This window comes from Kribbella monticola (assembly GCF_003261635.1).
In the GTDB taxonomy this organism is placed as follows: Bacteria; Actinomycetota; Actinomycetes; order Propionibacteriales; family Kribbellaceae; genus Kribbella; species Kribbella monticola.
Genome location: NZ_QFXK01000003.1, coordinates 136,277 through 150,858, shown reverse-complemented (window position 1 = coordinate 150,858; position 14,582 = coordinate 136,277). Strand labels below are relative to the sequence as shown.

General features: G+C 66.1%; 18 protein-coding genes and 1 riboswitch. Of the genes, 13 read left to right on the top strand and 5 right to left on the bottom strand.

Features of this window, described 5'->3' with window-relative positions:
- Positions 1–80: 80 nt before the first annotated feature.
- The 9 genes from rpsP (at position 81) to DIZ26_RS01665 (ending at position 5,894) form a co-directional block, all read left to right on the top strand.
- Positions 81–599 carry a 30S ribosomal protein S16 gene (gene rpsP, locus DIZ26_RS01705; RefSeq protein ID WP_112236925.1) on the top strand — a complete coding sequence of 173 codons (519 nt, stop codon included), beginning with the start codon at positions 81–83 and terminating at the stop codon, positions 597–599.
- Positions 600–604: 5 nt separating this feature from the next.
- Positions 605–856, top strand: a complete 252-nt coding sequence (locus DIZ26_RS01700) for an RNA-binding protein (RefSeq protein WP_112237192.1) — start codon at positions 605–607, stop codon at positions 854–856.
- 185 nt (positions 857–1,041) lie between these two features.
- Entirely contained in the window at positions 1,042–1,593 is a 552-nt protein-coding gene (gene rimM, locus DIZ26_RS01695) for a ribosome maturation factor RimM (RefSeq protein WP_112236923.1), read from the top strand.
- Positions 1,590–2,789 carry a tRNA (guanosine(37)-N1)-methyltransferase TrmD gene (gene trmD, locus DIZ26_RS01690; protein WP_112236921.1) on the top strand — a complete coding sequence of 400 codons (1,200 nt, stop codon included), beginning with the start codon at positions 1,590–1,592 and terminating at the stop codon, positions 2,787–2,789. The genes rimM and trmD overlap by 4 nt, the downstream gene beginning before the upstream one ends.
- Positions 2,790–2,943: 154 nt before the next feature.
- Entirely contained in the window at positions 2,944–3,306 is a 363-nt protein-coding gene (gene rplS / locus DIZ26_RS01685) for a 50S ribosomal protein L19 (protein ID WP_112236919.1), read from the top strand.
- Positions 3,307–3,444: 138 nt separating this feature from the next.
- On the top strand, positions 3,445–4,074 hold the full coding sequence (gene lepB / locus DIZ26_RS01680) for a signal peptidase I (protein WP_232828083.1): 630 nt from the start codon (positions 3,445–3,447) through the stop codon (positions 4,072–4,074).
- Complete coding sequence (gene lepB / locus DIZ26_RS01675; protein ID WP_112236915.1) at positions 4,071–4,838, top strand: signal peptidase I; 768 nt, start codon at positions 4,071–4,073, stop codon at positions 4,836–4,838. The genes lepB (DIZ26_RS01680) and lepB (DIZ26_RS01675) overlap by 4 nt, the downstream gene beginning before the upstream one ends.
- 11 nt (positions 4,839–4,849) lie before the next feature.
- Complete coding sequence (locus DIZ26_RS01670; RefSeq protein ID WP_112236913.1) at positions 4,850–5,548, top strand: ribonuclease HII; 699 nt, start codon at positions 4,850–4,852, stop codon at positions 5,546–5,548.
- A 22-nt stretch (positions 5,549–5,570) separates the two neighbouring features.
- The gene (locus DIZ26_RS01665) at positions 5,571–5,894 is read left to right on the top strand and encodes a DUF2469 domain-containing protein (protein ID WP_012922325.1); all 324 of its coding nucleotides are present in this window, start codon (positions 5,571–5,573) and stop codon (positions 5,892–5,894) included.
- A gap of 165 nt (positions 5,895–6,059) precedes the next feature.
- On the opposite strand, the gene DIZ26_RS01660 is transcribed toward DIZ26_RS01665, so the two are convergent.
- From DIZ26_RS01660 to DIZ26_RS01635, 5 genes are all read right to left on the bottom strand, one after another.
- A complete protein-coding gene (locus DIZ26_RS01660; RefSeq protein WP_112236911.1) occupies positions 6,060–7,184 on the bottom strand; it encodes a phosphoribosylaminoimidazolecarboxamide formyltransferase in 1,125 nt (374 codons plus the stop codon).
- 25 nt (positions 7,185–7,209) lie between these two features.
- A riboswitch (ZMP/ZTP riboswitch) is annotated at positions 7,210–7,293 on the bottom strand.
- A 142-nt stretch (positions 7,294–7,435) separates the two neighbouring features.
- Positions 7,436–8,008 carry a dihydrofolate reductase family protein gene (locus tag DIZ26_RS01655; RefSeq protein WP_112236909.1) on the bottom strand — a complete coding sequence of 191 codons (573 nt, stop codon included), beginning with the start codon at positions 8,006–8,008 and terminating at the stop codon, positions 7,436–7,438.
- A gap of 161 nt (positions 8,009–8,169) precedes the next feature.
- The gene (locus tag DIZ26_RS01650; RefSeq protein ID WP_112236907.1) at positions 8,170–8,643 is read right to left on the bottom strand and encodes a pyridoxamine 5'-phosphate oxidase family protein; all 474 of its coding nucleotides are present in this window, start codon (positions 8,641–8,643) and stop codon (positions 8,170–8,172) included.
- Positions 8,644–8,812: 169 nt separating this feature from the next.
- Positions 8,813–10,417, bottom strand: a complete 1,605-nt coding sequence (gene dprA / locus DIZ26_RS01645) for a DNA-processing protein DprA (RefSeq protein WP_232828082.1) — start codon at positions 10,415–10,417, stop codon at positions 8,813–8,815.
- A 4-nt stretch (positions 10,418–10,421) separates the two neighbouring features.
- Positions 10,422–11,075 carry an ATP-binding protein gene (locus DIZ26_RS01635; RefSeq protein WP_112236905.1) on the bottom strand — a complete coding sequence of 218 codons (654 nt, stop codon included), beginning with the start codon at positions 11,073–11,075 and terminating at the stop codon, positions 10,422–10,424.
- A gap of 180 nt (positions 11,076–11,255) precedes the next feature.
- Here DIZ26_RS01635 and DIZ26_RS01630 point away from each other — a divergent pair, with 180 nt between their 5' ends.
- The 4 genes from DIZ26_RS01630 to DIZ26_RS01615 all read left to right on the top strand — a co-directional run bounded on the left by DIZ26_RS01630 (position 11,256) and on the right by DIZ26_RS01615 (position 14,582).
- Positions 11,256–11,588, top strand: coding sequence for a hypothetical protein (locus tag DIZ26_RS01630; protein ID WP_157979545.1), 333 nt, complete (start codon positions 11,256–11,258; stop codon positions 11,586–11,588).
- A 96-nt stretch (positions 11,589–11,684) separates the two neighbouring features.
- Positions 11,685–11,867 (top strand): hypothetical protein, encoded by a 183-nt coding sequence (locus DIZ26_RS01625; protein ID WP_112236901.1) that lies wholly within the window; start codon positions 11,685–11,687, stop codon positions 11,865–11,867.
- Positions 11,867–12,184, top strand: a complete 318-nt coding sequence (locus DIZ26_RS01620) for a hypothetical protein (protein WP_112236899.1) — start codon at positions 11,867–11,869, stop codon at positions 12,182–12,184. The genes DIZ26_RS01625 and DIZ26_RS01620 overlap by 1 nt, the downstream gene beginning before the upstream one ends.
- Positions 12,185–12,392: 208 nt before the next feature.
- Positions 12,393–14,582, top strand: a complete 2,190-nt coding sequence (locus DIZ26_RS01615) for a type IV secretory system conjugative DNA transfer family protein (RefSeq protein WP_112236898.1) — start codon at positions 12,393–12,395, stop codon at positions 14,580–14,582.

The window sequence follows — 14,582 nt, the reverse complement described above, 5'->3', positions numbered from 1 at the left end:
TCCGAGTGGTCGCCCGTTGTCCCCACGACGCCGGTGTACCACTCAACCAGACATGAATTCCCAAGGGAGACCACACAAACGTGGCAGTCAAGATCCGTTTGAAGCGCATCGGCAAGAAGCGTGCGCCGCACTACCGCATCGTCGTGATGGACGCCCGCACCAAGCGTGACGGCCGCGCCATCGAGGAGATCGGCAAGTACAACCCGAAGGCCGAGCCGTCGTTCATCCACGTCGAGTCGGACCGCGCGCAGTACTGGCTGGGCGTCGGCGCGCAGCCGACCGAGGCCGTTCAGGCGATCTTCAAGGCCAGCGGTGACTGGCAGAAGTTCAAGGGCCTGGAGGCCCCGGCGCCGCTGCGGGTCAAGGAGCCGAAGCGCGACAAGCTGGAGATCTTCAACGAGGCGCTGGCCGAGGCCCACGGCACGCTGAAGACCGAGGCCGTCACGGCGAAGAAGACCACCGCCAAGAAGGCCGCGGCCAAGAAGGACGAGCCGAAGGCCGACGAGGCCACCCCGGCCGCCGACGAGGCGCCGGCCGCTGAGGCTGCTCCGGCCGCCGAGGCTGCTGCCGACGCGCCGGCCGACGACGCCAAGGCCTGACCATGATGGAGACCGAGGCGCTGGAGCACCTGGTCCGAGGCATCGTGGACAACCCCGACGACGTCAGTGTCCGGTCCCGTAACCTGCGTCGCGGTCGCACTCTCGAGGTGCACGTGCACCCCGACGACATCGGCAAGGTGATCGGCCGCAACGGCCGGACGGCGACCGCCATCCGGACCGTGGTCGGGGCGCTCAGCTCCGAGCAGTCGGTCCGGATCGACTTCGTCGACGAGGTCAACCGGCGTCCGCGCCGCTGACTGAGCACTTCCCTGGAGGGCTGCACCCGGTCGGGTGCAGCCCTCCAGTTTTACCCAGGCGCTGCTGGTCAACATGTCCACCGGCAGTTGACAGAATGTCGCCTGACAGTGGACAAGATGTCGCCTGTCACTCGACAGCCCGCCGGCGCGGCCGGTGGCTGTAACCACGCAGAGAGGGACTAGCGGTGCTGGTGATTGTTGGCCGGATCGGCCGGGCTCACGGGATCAAGGGCGAGGTCGGCCTGGACGTACGCACCGACGAGCCGGACCGCCGGTTCGCCGACGGCGCGAAGCTCGTCACGACCACCAAGCCGCCGCGGACGCTCACGGTCGAGTCCAGCCGCTGGCACAGCGGCCGGCTGCTGGTGAAGTTCGAGGAGTCACCGGACCGGACCGCCGCCGAGCTGCTGCGAAACCTCGAACTGCAGGCCGAGATCGGCGAGGACGAGCGCCCGGAAGACCCGGACGAGTACTACGATCGCGAGCTGATCGGCCTGTCCGTCCGGACCACCGACGGCGCCGAGGCCGGTGAGGTCATCGACGTGATCCACCTGCCGTCCCAGGACCTGCTGGAGATCCGCCGGCCGGCCGGCAACGCAGTACTGGTTCCCCTGGTCGAGGAACTGGTTCCGGAGATCGATCTGGACGCCAGGTACGTCCTGGTGGCCGACCGGCCCGGCCTGCTCGATCCCGAGGGCGCAGAGGTCGTGCCCACGGACGGGGACAGCAGCGAATGAGGCTGGACGTCGTCTCGATCTTCCCGGAGTACCTGGCCGCACTGGACTTGAGTCTGGTCGGCAAGGCGGCGAAGAGCGGCCTGCTGGACGTACGGGTGCACGACCTGCGCGAGTGGACGTACGACCGGCACCGGACCGTGGACGACACGCCGTACGGCGGTGGCGCAGGCATGGTGATGAAGCCGGAGCCCTGGGGTGAGGCCCTGGACGCCGTGGCGCCTGCTGACGGCCCGTCGCAGCCTCGGTTGATCGTACCGACGCCGGCCGGCCGCCCGTTCACGCAGGAGCTGGCTTATGAGCTCGCTGCTGAGCCCTGGCTGGCCTTTGCCTGTGGGCGCTACGAGGGGATCGACGCACGGGTTGCAGAGCACGCTGCCGAGCGGATGCGAGTCGACGAGGTCTCCATCGGCGACTACGTGCTCAACGGCGGCGAGGTCGCCGTACTGGTGATCGTCGAAGCCGTTGCTCGTCTACTGCCCGGCGTGATCGGCAACCCGGAGTCCCTGGCCGAGGAGTCCCACTCGGGCGACGGGCTGCTGGAATACCCGGTCTACACGAAGCCGCCGACTTGGCGAGGCCACGCCGTACCGGACGTCCTGCTGTCGGGTAACCACGGTCTGGTGGCCCAGTGGCGACACGACGAGTCCGTACGACGTACTGCCGAGCGCCGGCCGGATCTGCTGGCTGCCTGGGGTGCTGCTGTGGCTGACAAGGACGACGCCGTCTCTGCCGTGCAGGTGCTCCCGGCAACCGTGGCGGACGCGGGGGAGATCCACACGCTCCAGCTCGCCGCTTACTTGTCGGAGGCAATGGCCTACGACGACTTCAGCATCCCGCCGATGCAGGAGGATCTGTCGGGCACTGTTGAGCGAGTGGCCGCAGGTGGCGTCTGGAAGGCAGTGGCAGGTACCCGGATCGTCGGAGCCGTCCATGTCTTGGTGGATGGCCCAGTGGCGCGTATCGGCCGCCTGATGGTCGCTCCCGACTGGCAGGGGCGAGGAGTCGGGACGAAGCTGCTGCGGGTCGCCGAGCAGACCGCGCCCGCCGGCGTCACGCAGTACGAGCTGTTCACCGGCGCCGAGAGCGAGCGCAACCTGCGGCTCTACCGGAAGGCTGGTTACCGAGAGGTACGCCGGGAGTCACAGACGGCGAAGGTCGAGCTGGTGCTGCTGGCCAAGCGACGACGGCGGCGCTGATTTCGGTTCGGCCGCGCACCTGTGGCAAACTTGGTCGCTGTTGCCAGTACGGTGCTCCTGCCACAGGGGGTGACCACCGGACGGCGGCATCTTCGACTCCTCACCACCGAGCATTCGTGGGTGACCTGTGGCACGCGCGAGAGAGAGACACCTGATGAGCAACATCCTGAACGAGCTCGACAACGCGAGCAAGCGCGACGACATCCCGGCCTTCCGCGCCGGTGACACCGTGAACGTGCACGTGAAGGTCGTCGAAGGCAACCGGTCCCGCGTCCAGGTGTTCAAGGGTGTCGTGATCCGCCGCCAGGGTGGTGGCCTGCACGAGACCTTCACGGTCCGCAAGGTCAGCTTCGGTGTCGGCGTCGAGCGGACGTTCCCGATCCACACCCCGATCGTCGAGAAGGTCGAGGTCGTCACCCGCGGTGACGTGCGTCGCGCCAAGCTGTACTACCTGCGCGAGCTGCGCGGCAAGGCAGCCAAGATCAAGGAGAAGCGGGACAACATCTCGGCCTCCTGATCGTCTAGTAACGACGGTCACAGCATGGCGCCGAGCACTGCGACTCGCGCTCGCCCGGTCGCCAGGAGAGCACGTCGCAGCAAGGGACGTCACCGTAGGCTCAAGCAGCGGAATCCGCTGCTGAGCCTGCTCGTGGAGATGACCACCGTGACGGTGCTGGCACTGGTCATCACGGTCGTCCTGAGGCTGTTCGTGGCCGAGGCCTTCTATGTGCCCTCGGAGTCGATGTACGACACGCTGACGACGAACGACCGGATCCTGGCCGAGAAGGTCAGCTATCTGCACCGCGACGTCGACCGTGGCGACATCATCGTCTTCAAGGACCCCGGCCACTGGCTGAACGAGGAGCAGAAGCCGCCCGGCACGATCCGGCAGATCGGCGAGTTCGTCGGCATCCTGCCCCGCAGCGGCGAGGGTCACCTGGTCAAGCGGGTGATCGGCGTCGCCGGCGACCGGGTGATCTGCTGCGACCGGTCCGGCCGGATCATGGTGAACAAGATCCCGCTCGACGAGCAGGAGTACCTGCTGAAGGACGCCAAGCCGTCGCTGCAGCCCTTCGACGTCATCGTGCCGCCCGGCCATCTGTGGGTGATGGGCGACAACCGGGCCGAGTCCGCCGACTCCCGTGCCCACATGGGCGGCCCCGGCGGAGGATTCGTGCCCGTGGAGAACGTGGTTGGCCGGGCCTGTTGCGTAATCTGGCCGTCTGACCGGATGACGATGCTGCGTCCTCCGGAAACCTTCAAGAAGCCGGGGCTGAAGAAGTGACTGAGACACCGACTGCGACGAAAGAGAAATCCGCCCACCGCTCGGGCCTCGCGGCTGCCACCCGTGAGTTCGTGCTGATCGTGGTCGGTGCTCTCATCGTCTCGTCGATCCTGCGGGCCTTCGTCGGCCAGATGTTCATCATCCCCAGCGAGTCGATGCAGAACACGCTGCTGGTCGGTGACCGGGTCGTGGTCGAGAAGCTCACCAACGTCGAGCGTGGTGACGTGGTCGTCTTCGAGGATCCGGGCGGCTGGCTGGGCCAGGAGGAGAGCGGTCAGAAGCGGGGTTCGGTCGGACGTTTCTTCGAGGTCGTCGGACTGCTGCCGGACTCCAGCCACGGGCACCTGATCAAGCGGCTGATCGGCATGCCGGGCGACAAGGTCGCCTGCTGCGACGCCAAGGGCCGGCTGATGGTGAACGGCAAACCCCTGGACGAGACCAGCTACCTGTACCCCGGTGACGCGCCGTCGGCGATGGACTTCCAGGTCACCGTTCCGGCCGGCCACGTCTTCGTGATGGGTGACCACCGGTCCGAGTCCGGCGACTCCCGGGTGCACCTGAGCGACACCGGGCCCAACGGTGGCGCTCCCGGCGACGCCGCCTTCGTGCCTCTCGACAAGGTCACCGGGCGCGCGATCCTGGTCGTCTGGCCGGCGAACAGGTTCGACAAACTCGAGATCCCGGACACCTTCAAGGACGTCCCCGCGGCAGCGGCCCCGCCGCCGGACCGACCTTCGATCTCCCTGACCCCACCCCCCAAGTGAGTGGTTCGCCGATGAGTGCACTGCCACGGGGCAGCACCATCCGGCGGGACGCCGGGTTGTACGGGTACGAGCGCGCCCTGCGACGAGTCGGCCTGGACCCGATCGCGGGCGTCGACGAGGCCGGCCGCGGCCCGTGCGCCGGCCCGCTGGTCGCCGCCGCGGTGATCCTGCCGGACGGCAAACGCGGCCAGATCCCCGAACTGGCCGACTCCAAGCTGCTCACCGCGAAGGCGCGGGACCGCTGCTACGACCAGATCCGCGAGCGGGCGCTGGCCTGGTCGGTGGTCTCGGTCGAGGCCGCGGAGTGCGACCGGTTGGGGATGCATGTCGCCAATGTTGAGGCGCTCCGCCGGGCGCTGTTCCGGCTCGACCTGCGCCCGTCGTACGTGCTGACCGACGGCTTCGGCGTCGACGGCCTCGGCGTACCGGGCCTCGCGATCTGGAAGGGCGACCGGGTGGCCGCCTGCATCGCGGCTGCCTCGGTGATCGCGAAGGTGACCCGGGACCGGATCATGGAGCACTGGCACGAGGTGTATCCGCAGTACGACTTCGCCGTCCACAAGGGCTACTGCACGCCCGAACACCAGGCGGCACTGGACCAATACGGCCCGTGTCCACAACATCGACGGCGGTTCGAGAATGTCCGCCGCAGTCTGCGGCCCGATATGGGACAGAATGTGACCAGTCCCACCGGAGTGGAGAGCCGATGAGCGAGCGTAGCGAGGTGAAGGCGTGAGCGCTGACGACCTCGAGAAGTACGAGACCGATATGGAGCTGCAGCTCTATCGGGAGTACAAGGACGTCGTCGGGATCTTCAAGTACGTCGTGGAGACCGAACGACGCTTCTACCTGTGCAACGCGGTCGACCTGAAGGTCCGCACCGAAGGCGGTGACGTCTACTTCGAGGTGACCATGGCCGACGCCTGGGTCTGGGACGTGTACCGCTCGGCCCGCTTCGTCAAGAACGCGAAGGTCGTCACCTTCCGCGACGTCAACATCGAAGAACTCGCCAAATCCGACCTAGAAGTCCCCAAAGACTCCGACTTCGGCCGCTAACCACCCCACCGCCGCCCCCAACCCAGCTCGGCCCCCACCCGGCCGACCGGTCACCCCGACCGGCCGGCCGTTGGTTTCGCGCCGACCGACCGCGAGGTCTCCACCGACGGGCTGCCGCTGTCCGACCGCACCCCGCGCGCATTGCGCTCAGGGTGGTGCGTTTGCTCAGTGGTGGAAGAGCCTGGCGTTGGTGCGGGTGAGTGTGATCCCGTACTCCGCGCAGGCCTGCGCCACCTCGTCGGACCGGATCGACCCGCCCGGCTCGGCGATGTACCGAACCCCGTGCCGCTGCGCATGATCCACGTTGTCCCGGAACGGCAAGGCTCCGTCGGATACGAAGGCGACGTCATCGAGCGTCCGGAGCCAATCAGCGCGCTCGAATTCTTGCGGCGCCTCAGCCAGGTCCAGCTTCATTCGCTCGAGCTCCGGCGCAGTGAGGTCGCCCTCGCACCACCGGATCTGCAAATTGATCCGCTCCTGCCGCTTCACATCGCCCCGGAACACCAGCCCGCGGATCGCCGGATGCCGCCTGAGCCACCAGATGTCCGCCTTCGCTCCGGCCAACCGAGTGCAGTCCACCCGGGACTGCTGCCCAGCCCCGATCCCGAGCGTCATACCGCCACGCACGTAGCAAACCGAATTGGACTGCGTATACCGCAAGACCGTCATCCCCAACCGCAGATCCTCCAAGGCCCCGGCCGGCAACTCCTTCGCGTCGAGCTCAGGCAGCTGCGAGCGCTCCTGGGTCAGCCGTACGCCGTACACCTCACGCACCTCTTCCCGCGGCGGCACGAACTCCCGGTCGGCCTCGATCACCAAGAACCGCCCCTTCTTCTTCCGACTGAGTCGCTCGACCGTCCCTGGCTCGTACCCCGGCGCGATGATGCCGTCGCACACCAGCCCGCCCAACACCTCAGCCAACTCCCCGTCCACCGGATCCGACACCGCGGCAAAGTCCCCGTACGACGACTTCGGGTCTGCATCCCGCGCGCGAAGGTACGCACTGGTGAGCTCAGCAACGCTCCCGCTGTCGACGCCGTACAGACCAGCAGCAACCTCATCGACAGCCCCCGCAACGGCGGCCCCTGCAGGAGACACATGCTTGAAGGACGCCGCCGCCGGCTTCCCCAGGCTCTGACTCGCCTCCCGCACCAACTGCCAACCGTTCAACGCATCAAGCATGTTGATGTACGACGGCTCCCCGTGCACCACCCGCACCGGCCACTCACCAGCCACCACCGGCAAAGCACTCGCTGCCTGCCCAGGATTGATCCCATACCGCAACTCCACGTCGAGGCCTCCTCGTCACGAACCAAGGAAGCGCCCAGGCGGTCGACGCTCACACGAACCCAAGTCGCTCCCCGGTGGTCCTCCACCCTCGCCAGTCACGACAACCGAGACCCTAACCGACTCCAGCCCCAACCGGCTCCGGTTGTGTGGGACTGCTCCCCACTGTCGGTCTGTACAGAACTAGCTCCGACGCGAGGGCCGCGACTCTCTCGAACACGAGGTCCCACCGCCGAGCGGTATCTAGCTAAGGGCTACGGGTGCAGGGTGGGGCAGTAGATGAGTTCTTGGGTGTGGTTGTCGAGGGTGCGGGTCTCGAGCAGTTCCAGGTCGAAGGCGGCCGCGTCTTCGAAGATCCGACCCAAGCCGCTCCGACCGGTGATCACGGGGAAGAGCGTGACCTGGACACGGTCGACCAGCCCGGCGGCGAGCAGTGCGCGGTTCAGCGTCAGGCTACCGTGCGAGCGCAGCGGTACGTCGGACTCCTTCTTGAGTCGGGCGATGGCCTCGACGGCGTCACCGTTCAAAATGGTTGCATCCCAGTCGAGCGGTGCATCGAGGGTGTTCGACACCACCGTCGTCGGAAGGTTCCGCATCCGGGTGACCCACGGATCCCACACCTCGGAGTCCGCGGAGGCCGAGGCGAGCATCGACGACATTCCCCGGTAGGTGTTCGCGCCGAGAACGAGCCGCTGCTCTTCGCCGTACTGGTTGAAGCGGTGCTCGAGCAGCTCCGGCCCTTGCTTGCCGAAGTACCCCCCGAACGTCGTGCTGTTGGAGTAGCCGTCAAGGCTGGAGAAGATGTCGAACGTGTAGCTGACAGTCATGATGGTGTTCTCCTGATCTCGGTGGACGCCTTCGTCGGCGCCTCATCCCCACTACGAAGGCCTCACCTTCAATCCGACAAAACTCTCGCCACCGCGTATCAACGAGTCATCGGACCGCACGTCCGAACGACACAGGCGAGGTCCACCCTGCCGCGCGCTGTCTAGTCGAGGGTTACTGTCATTCGGCGGTCGGTGCCTGTGCCGTACTCCGGGTCTCGGCCGGGGACGTGGATCGAGTGCTCGGTGATCTGCGCTCGGTACAAGCGCCACAGCTCTGGTTCACGCAATTCCGCCGCGTCGAACTGCCTGAGTCCTGGGAACCGTGTCCACCTCACGGTGTCGAGACAGCTCTCCAGCTCTTCGTCCGGGACCACCTCGGCGCGGGCAATCATGTAGACCGCCTGGCCGCTGCCGATCTCCGCGGCCGAATCGAACACCACCATGCTGACCTCGGGCCGCTCGGCGACGTTCTGCGAGTGATGCGACTCGACCGACGACACCCAGTAGACCGACGAGTAGCCGTCCGGCGCGAAGTACACCGGCGACACCCGCGGCCGCCCGTCCGGGTCCACAGTTCCGAGGACCATGTACCGATTGCTGTCGATCAAGTGCTTGGCCAGCTCCTCAGGTGTCATCCCGAAAAGCTAACCGCCCGCCGGTCCATCGCCGATGAACCATGCTCGTACGCCGATGGGCGGTCGAGCCAGCGTGGAAGGTGCTCCAGGCAACTGCCGGTACGATCACCCATCCGAGGGCTTTGCGGTCTCAGGCCGGCGTCGCGTACCAAGAGCACGTCACGCGGTGTCATGCGGTTCCCAGGGAGCGGCGGTGATTGGGGGAGAGACGCCAGCCGGAATCGGCGTACTCGATGAGGTCGGCGTCGGCGAGGGTTTCCAGGCATTCCTGGACTGTGTCGGTGTCCAGGCCGGCCGTGACGGCGATGCGTTGGGCGGGCGCTGGTCTGAGGACTGGCACGGCGTCGAGGGTGCGTTGGACCTCCAGATCCAGACCGTCGGTGGGGGCTGCGGGGGCGTGCGGGTAGGAGGTAAGGGCTGCGCCGAGTGGTGAGATTGCTTCGAGGATGTCGGCGATGCTCGTCACTAGGACCGCGTTGCGTTCGCGCACCAGAAGATGCGCGCCTTCGGACATGCGGGAGGTGATCGGTCCGGGGACTGCCAGCACGGCTCGCCCGCATTGCTCTGCCCAGCCCGCGCTATTCAGTGCACCGCTTCGTACTGCGGCCTCGACCACCAAGGTCCCGAGCGTGCTTGCTGCGATCAGCCGGTTGCGTGCGAGGAACCGCAACTTGGTGGGCGAGCAGCCGGGTGGCAACTCGCTTACGAGCAGCCCTTCAACCGCAATTCGGTCGAAGAGTGCGGTGTTGCGCTTTGGATAGCAGACGTCGACACCGCAGGCGAGTACTGCGATCGTCACACCGGAGCCGGCGAGTGCACCGCGGTGAGCAGCAGCATCGATTCCGTACGCGCCGCCTGACACCACAGTCACCTCGTTGTCGGCCAGCCCGGCGGCGAGTTCGGCGGCCGCATGTTCGCCGTACGACGAGCATGCGCGGGATCCGACGACGGCGACGGACTTCGCCAGCGCCTCTCGGAGGTTGACCGGACCTCGAACCCAGAGGCCGAACGGAACACCTCCTCGACGAGATTGCTGTCCGGCATCTGCGAGTACTTCGACCTGCTCTGGCCACTCGTCGTCGCCTGGTATGACGAATCGCCCGCCTACCGCTCGTACCCGCTCGAGGTCTCGCTCCGGATCCGTGTTCGCGAGTCGGTTGGCCCACCGCTCGACGCGAGGTACGCCGGTGCGCAGAAGGTCCCAGACCTCTCGCGCAGACAGCCCGTCGAACGCCTCCAGCGCCGCCGGATCCCCAGGCTCAACCACCCGCGACAACCCAGCTCGCGCAACCCGCTCCAACTCCCGCGCATCCCCACCCGCCGACCCCGCTGGTTCACCCCTCCCGCCAACGCGCGTCGGGACAGCAAGGGGTGGGGCATCGGCCGAGAGGCCTGGGGCGCCGGGTGCGCTGGGCTTGTCCGGCGGCGGGGTGAAGGCGAGAGGTCCGGTGGGGTCGGTGGTGGTGAGGTCGGTGGTGGCAGCGATGGGTGCGGTGGGCCCGAGGGGTGCGGTGGGGTTGGTGGGGGCGAGGTCGGTGGGGGCGAGAGGTCCGGTGGGGTCGGTGGGAGCGAGGTTGGTGGCGGCGATGGGTGCGGTGGGGACGAGGGGTGCGGTCGGGTTGGTGGGAGCGAGGTTGGTGGCGGCGATGGGTGCGGTGGGGACGAGGGGTGCGGTGGGGTTGGTAGGAGCGAGGTCGGTGGCAGCGATGGGTGCGGTCGAGGCGAGGTCGGTGGGGCCGAGGGGTGCGGTGGGGGCGAGGCTCGGGATGGTCATGTGGTCACCTGATGGGTCGTTGGTCGGACAGTGGGGTGAGGGGTTCGCCGCTGCGGAGTTGGTAGGCCTGGTGGGTTAGCTCGGGGGTTGGCCGAGCGGTGCCTTCGAGGTCGGCGAGGGTCCAGGCGAGGCGAACTACGCGGTCGAAGCCGCGGGCGGTCAGGCGGCCTTCGGTGTAGAGGTTTTCGAGCGTCTTTTGGCTGGTCGGGTCGAGCTGGAACTGTCGGCGGAGCAGCGGTCCGGGGATCTGGCTGTTCAGAAGCCAGCCGGTGTCGCGGTAGCGGAAGGCCTGACGATCGCGGGCGGCCTGCACGCGCTCGGCGACAACGGCCGTGGATTCCGGCTTCTCGCCGTCCTCGCCGCCGCGTGCGGCCGGCAAGATCTGGCGCTGGATGTCGATCCGGTCCTTGATCGGTCCACTGATCCGCTGTCGGTAGCGATGGAGAACCTGCGGAGTGCACGTGCAGAGCCCGTACGGCGTACCGGATTGGCCGCAGGGGCAGGGATTGGCCGCGAGCACGAGCATGAACCGGGCCGGGAACTTCGCAACGGCCGCTGCTCGGTGCACCTCGATGAACCCGGACTCCAGCGGCTGCCGCAGCGTGTCGAGCGTCAACGGATGCATCTCCGGCGCCTCGTCGCAAGTCGGTCTATACATCCACTGAACTGGCACGTCCAACGGTATAGCCGTCTCTGTCGGAATGGAGGAGGCCAAAAGTGACCACGCGGTCACTGCCCGTGGGCCGACATTTGTCGGTGCTGCCGAACGTTCCAACGCTCACTGTGTTCCGTGAAGCGATCTCGATTGGCGAGTCGTGAGAACCGAGGAGCACTGTCTATGAGCAACGAGTTGGAAACTCTAGCCGCGCGAATGGAGCTGTCGCCGCTCATGCGAACGCACGGCGGACTCGTGCTGTCTCGCGAGGCGAAGGAGGCGCAGGTAAGCATTCGCCGCGCCGTCTGCGACACGGTCGTCGCCGAGGTGAAGGCGTCTGGGTTGAAGCGCGTAGCGGGTCACGCCATGCGAGACGCCTCCGACTTGGATGACCTGCGCAACGACCTGGCGGGTGGCGACTCGACCAAGAACAGCGTGCTTGCCGGGATCGAGGCCAAGTACGTGCGTGGCGTCGGCAACATCATCGACGGCCTGACTGACCCCTTCAAGATCTAGGTCGTCATCATGAAGAAGCTGACGAAATCCCTCGGCCGTCTCTTGCGACGGCGGCCGAGGGTGACTGTAGTGGTGTGTTCGAGCTGTCAGCGGAAGATGACAGCCGAGACGATGCAGCGCGTCGTTCGCGACGTGTCGGATCTGGATGAGTTCCGTCACGACCTGGCGGGTGAGGATCCGGTGAAGAACCGGATCCTCACGGAGATCGAGAAGCAGTACGTGCGCGGCATGGCTGACGTCCATCGGAACTCGATCGATCCGCGATTCGGAGCCTTCTGATGGAGGATCTGGCGAGTGGTCTGTTCTTCGGGTTGTTGCTCCTTGTCGGGATCGCCTTGGCGATCCAGGGCGTGGTCTGGGTCATCGTCAACTTCTGGTTTGTCATCCTCCTCATCCTCATCGCAGTAGCGGCGACCTGTATTGGTGGCTACTTGCTGAAGGAGAAGTACAAGGTGTGGCAGCAGGCTGAGCTTCACAAGCGCGAACTACACGCGGCGATCCAGGCCGAGGAGAAGGCGCACGGTCAGATCGAGGCGACGTACCAGCAGGTGCGCGACGAAATGATCCAGACCGCCGAGCGGTGGGACGAGCGCTAGTCCGTTGCCTACGGCATCGACATTTAGGAGGTGGCGGTGATGCGGCAGGCGCGGAGCGTTCTCTTTCTGATCCTCTTAACCGCGGTGGTTGTCAGAGTGGTCTGGTGGGTCTTGGCACCGATGCTGCCGTACGTGTTGGTCGGGCTCTGCATCGTCTGGATCTTCGGTTTCGTCATTCGCCGAAGCACCCGGTGGTGAGTGGCGCACCATGATGTGGAACCGCAAACGGGAGCGCCAGACGTATCGTCTGGCGTTCCCGTCCGACTTGAAGACGGAGATGATCACCGCCTGGCTCGGCGCGATCACCGGGATGGCGCGCGCCGACATCTTCGGCTCGCCCTCGGCGGCGTTGGAGCTGTGGGCGACCGCAACGGGCATTGAGCATCGCTTGCGGGTATCTACCAACATCGCGGACTACGTCGTGAGGCAGCTCCGCACCCTCGTGCCAGGGATTCGGGTGGAGCCCAACGACATTGAGGAGGATGGCGAGTCGGTTGGACTTCGGCAATGGGACTACGCCATCGAGGTCGGCTCCACGAACCCGTCCCGGACACTGCGCATCCCCAGTGCCGAGACGCTGAGCGCGTCCCTGCTGGCGAGCGTCCAGACCTTGAAGCGCGCCGACATTGTGATGGTGCAGCTGGTGTTCACGCCGGCCGTACCGGAGAAGCCACCTGTCGAGCATCGGCCGCCTCGCACAGGCAGCTTTGCTTTGAATGTGATGCTCGGCATAGGTGCCCTGAGCAGAGATGAAGTGGCCGATCGACGCCACAAGCTGGCTGAGCCGAACTTCCACGCTGTTCTTCGTGTTGCTGGCCGTGCTGCCGTGCCAGAGCATGCTCGTCTCCTCGTACGCCGTGTCCAACACGCCTTAGCGGGCGCCAACGACGCCAACAGCCGCTTCAAGCTCCGGATGGTGCCGCCCAAGGCGCTGGAGCGACGCATCGACCAGGCGGCCGAGCCCATGCTCACCCCGATGCGCTTGACCTCGACCGAGTTGGCGGGCCTGAGCGGTCTCCCGATTGGCCAGCCGCACGTTGCCGGACTGCCACCCGGGCAAGCACGCCACCTCCCGGCGACAGCGGCGATTCCGCGCCGGGGCCGGGTCGTGGCGCGCTCCAACTTTCCCGGTGCCGAGCGACCGCTTGCCATCAGCGCCGAGGATTCCTTCAAGCACTTGCATGTCATCGGCGGCACAGGCGTCGGGAAGACGACGGTCCTTGCCAATATGATGGCCCATGACTTCGCCGCTGGGTACGGCGTCATTTTGGTCGAGAGCAAGAGGGATCTCTTTAAAGCGGCGCTCGACCTGGTGCCGAAATACCGGCTGAATGACGTCATCGTGCTCGACGTGACCGATACCGCCATGCCAGTGGGATTTAACATCCTGTCCGATGGCAACCCCCGTGGTGCCGTTGAGCGAATCTGTCAGCTGTTCGATCGTCTGTATCACGACACGCGTGGCGTCTGGACCCGCGAACTCCTCTACATGGGGCTGCGCACGATCGTCACGAACCCGAAGTACACCTTCGTTGACCTGCCGCCGCTCCTCATCCCGATGACCGCCGAGGAGAACGAGTGGCGGGATGAACTGATCGGGACGGTGGCGGACGTTGAGTTGAAGAATTTCTGGACCCGGTTCCAGAACCAACCGAAGAGCATGCAGGACCGGATCGCACAGCCGGTGATGGACCGCATTTGGCAGTTGAACGCTCGCGCCGAGATCCGCAACATCATCGGTCAGAGCGAGTCGAAGTTCGACATCGAGACCGTGCTGCGGAACGGCGGCATCGTGCTGGTGAACTTGGCTGGCGTTGGCGAGGCCACCGCGAGCTTGGCAGGGACGCTGCTATTGAACTCGGTCTGGGCCGCCGTGCAGCGCGTAAAACTGACTCACCCGACCTTTCTGTACCTCGACGAGTTTCAGTCGTTTCTAAATCTTCCGATTAGTCCCGAAGAGATGCTGGCGAAGGCGAGGTCCTTCGGGTTGGGCATGGTGCTGGCCCATCAACACTTGGCCCAATTGCCATTGGAACTTCGTGGCGCGGTTATGGCGAATGCACGCAGCAAAGTTGTTTTCCAGCTGTCAGCCGACGACGCAATGGTGTTCTCGCGCGAATTCGGACGATCGGTCGACCAGGACGACTTCATGAATCTGGGTGCGTACGAGGTCATCTGCCGTCTGGCGACGGGGGCAAGCATCAGTCAGCCGGTAACCGGGATGACGTTGCCGCCCGGCAGATCGACCGGTATGGCGAAGACCGTAAGGCACCGCTCGCGGAATCGGTACGGCCGTCCTGTGCGGGCCGTCGAACAGGAAATCGCCCAGCGCCGGTCGCCAGCTGGCGCGGGGTCTGGCAAGCAGAGGCCGCATCTAGGCCCAGTCGAGTGGAAGTAG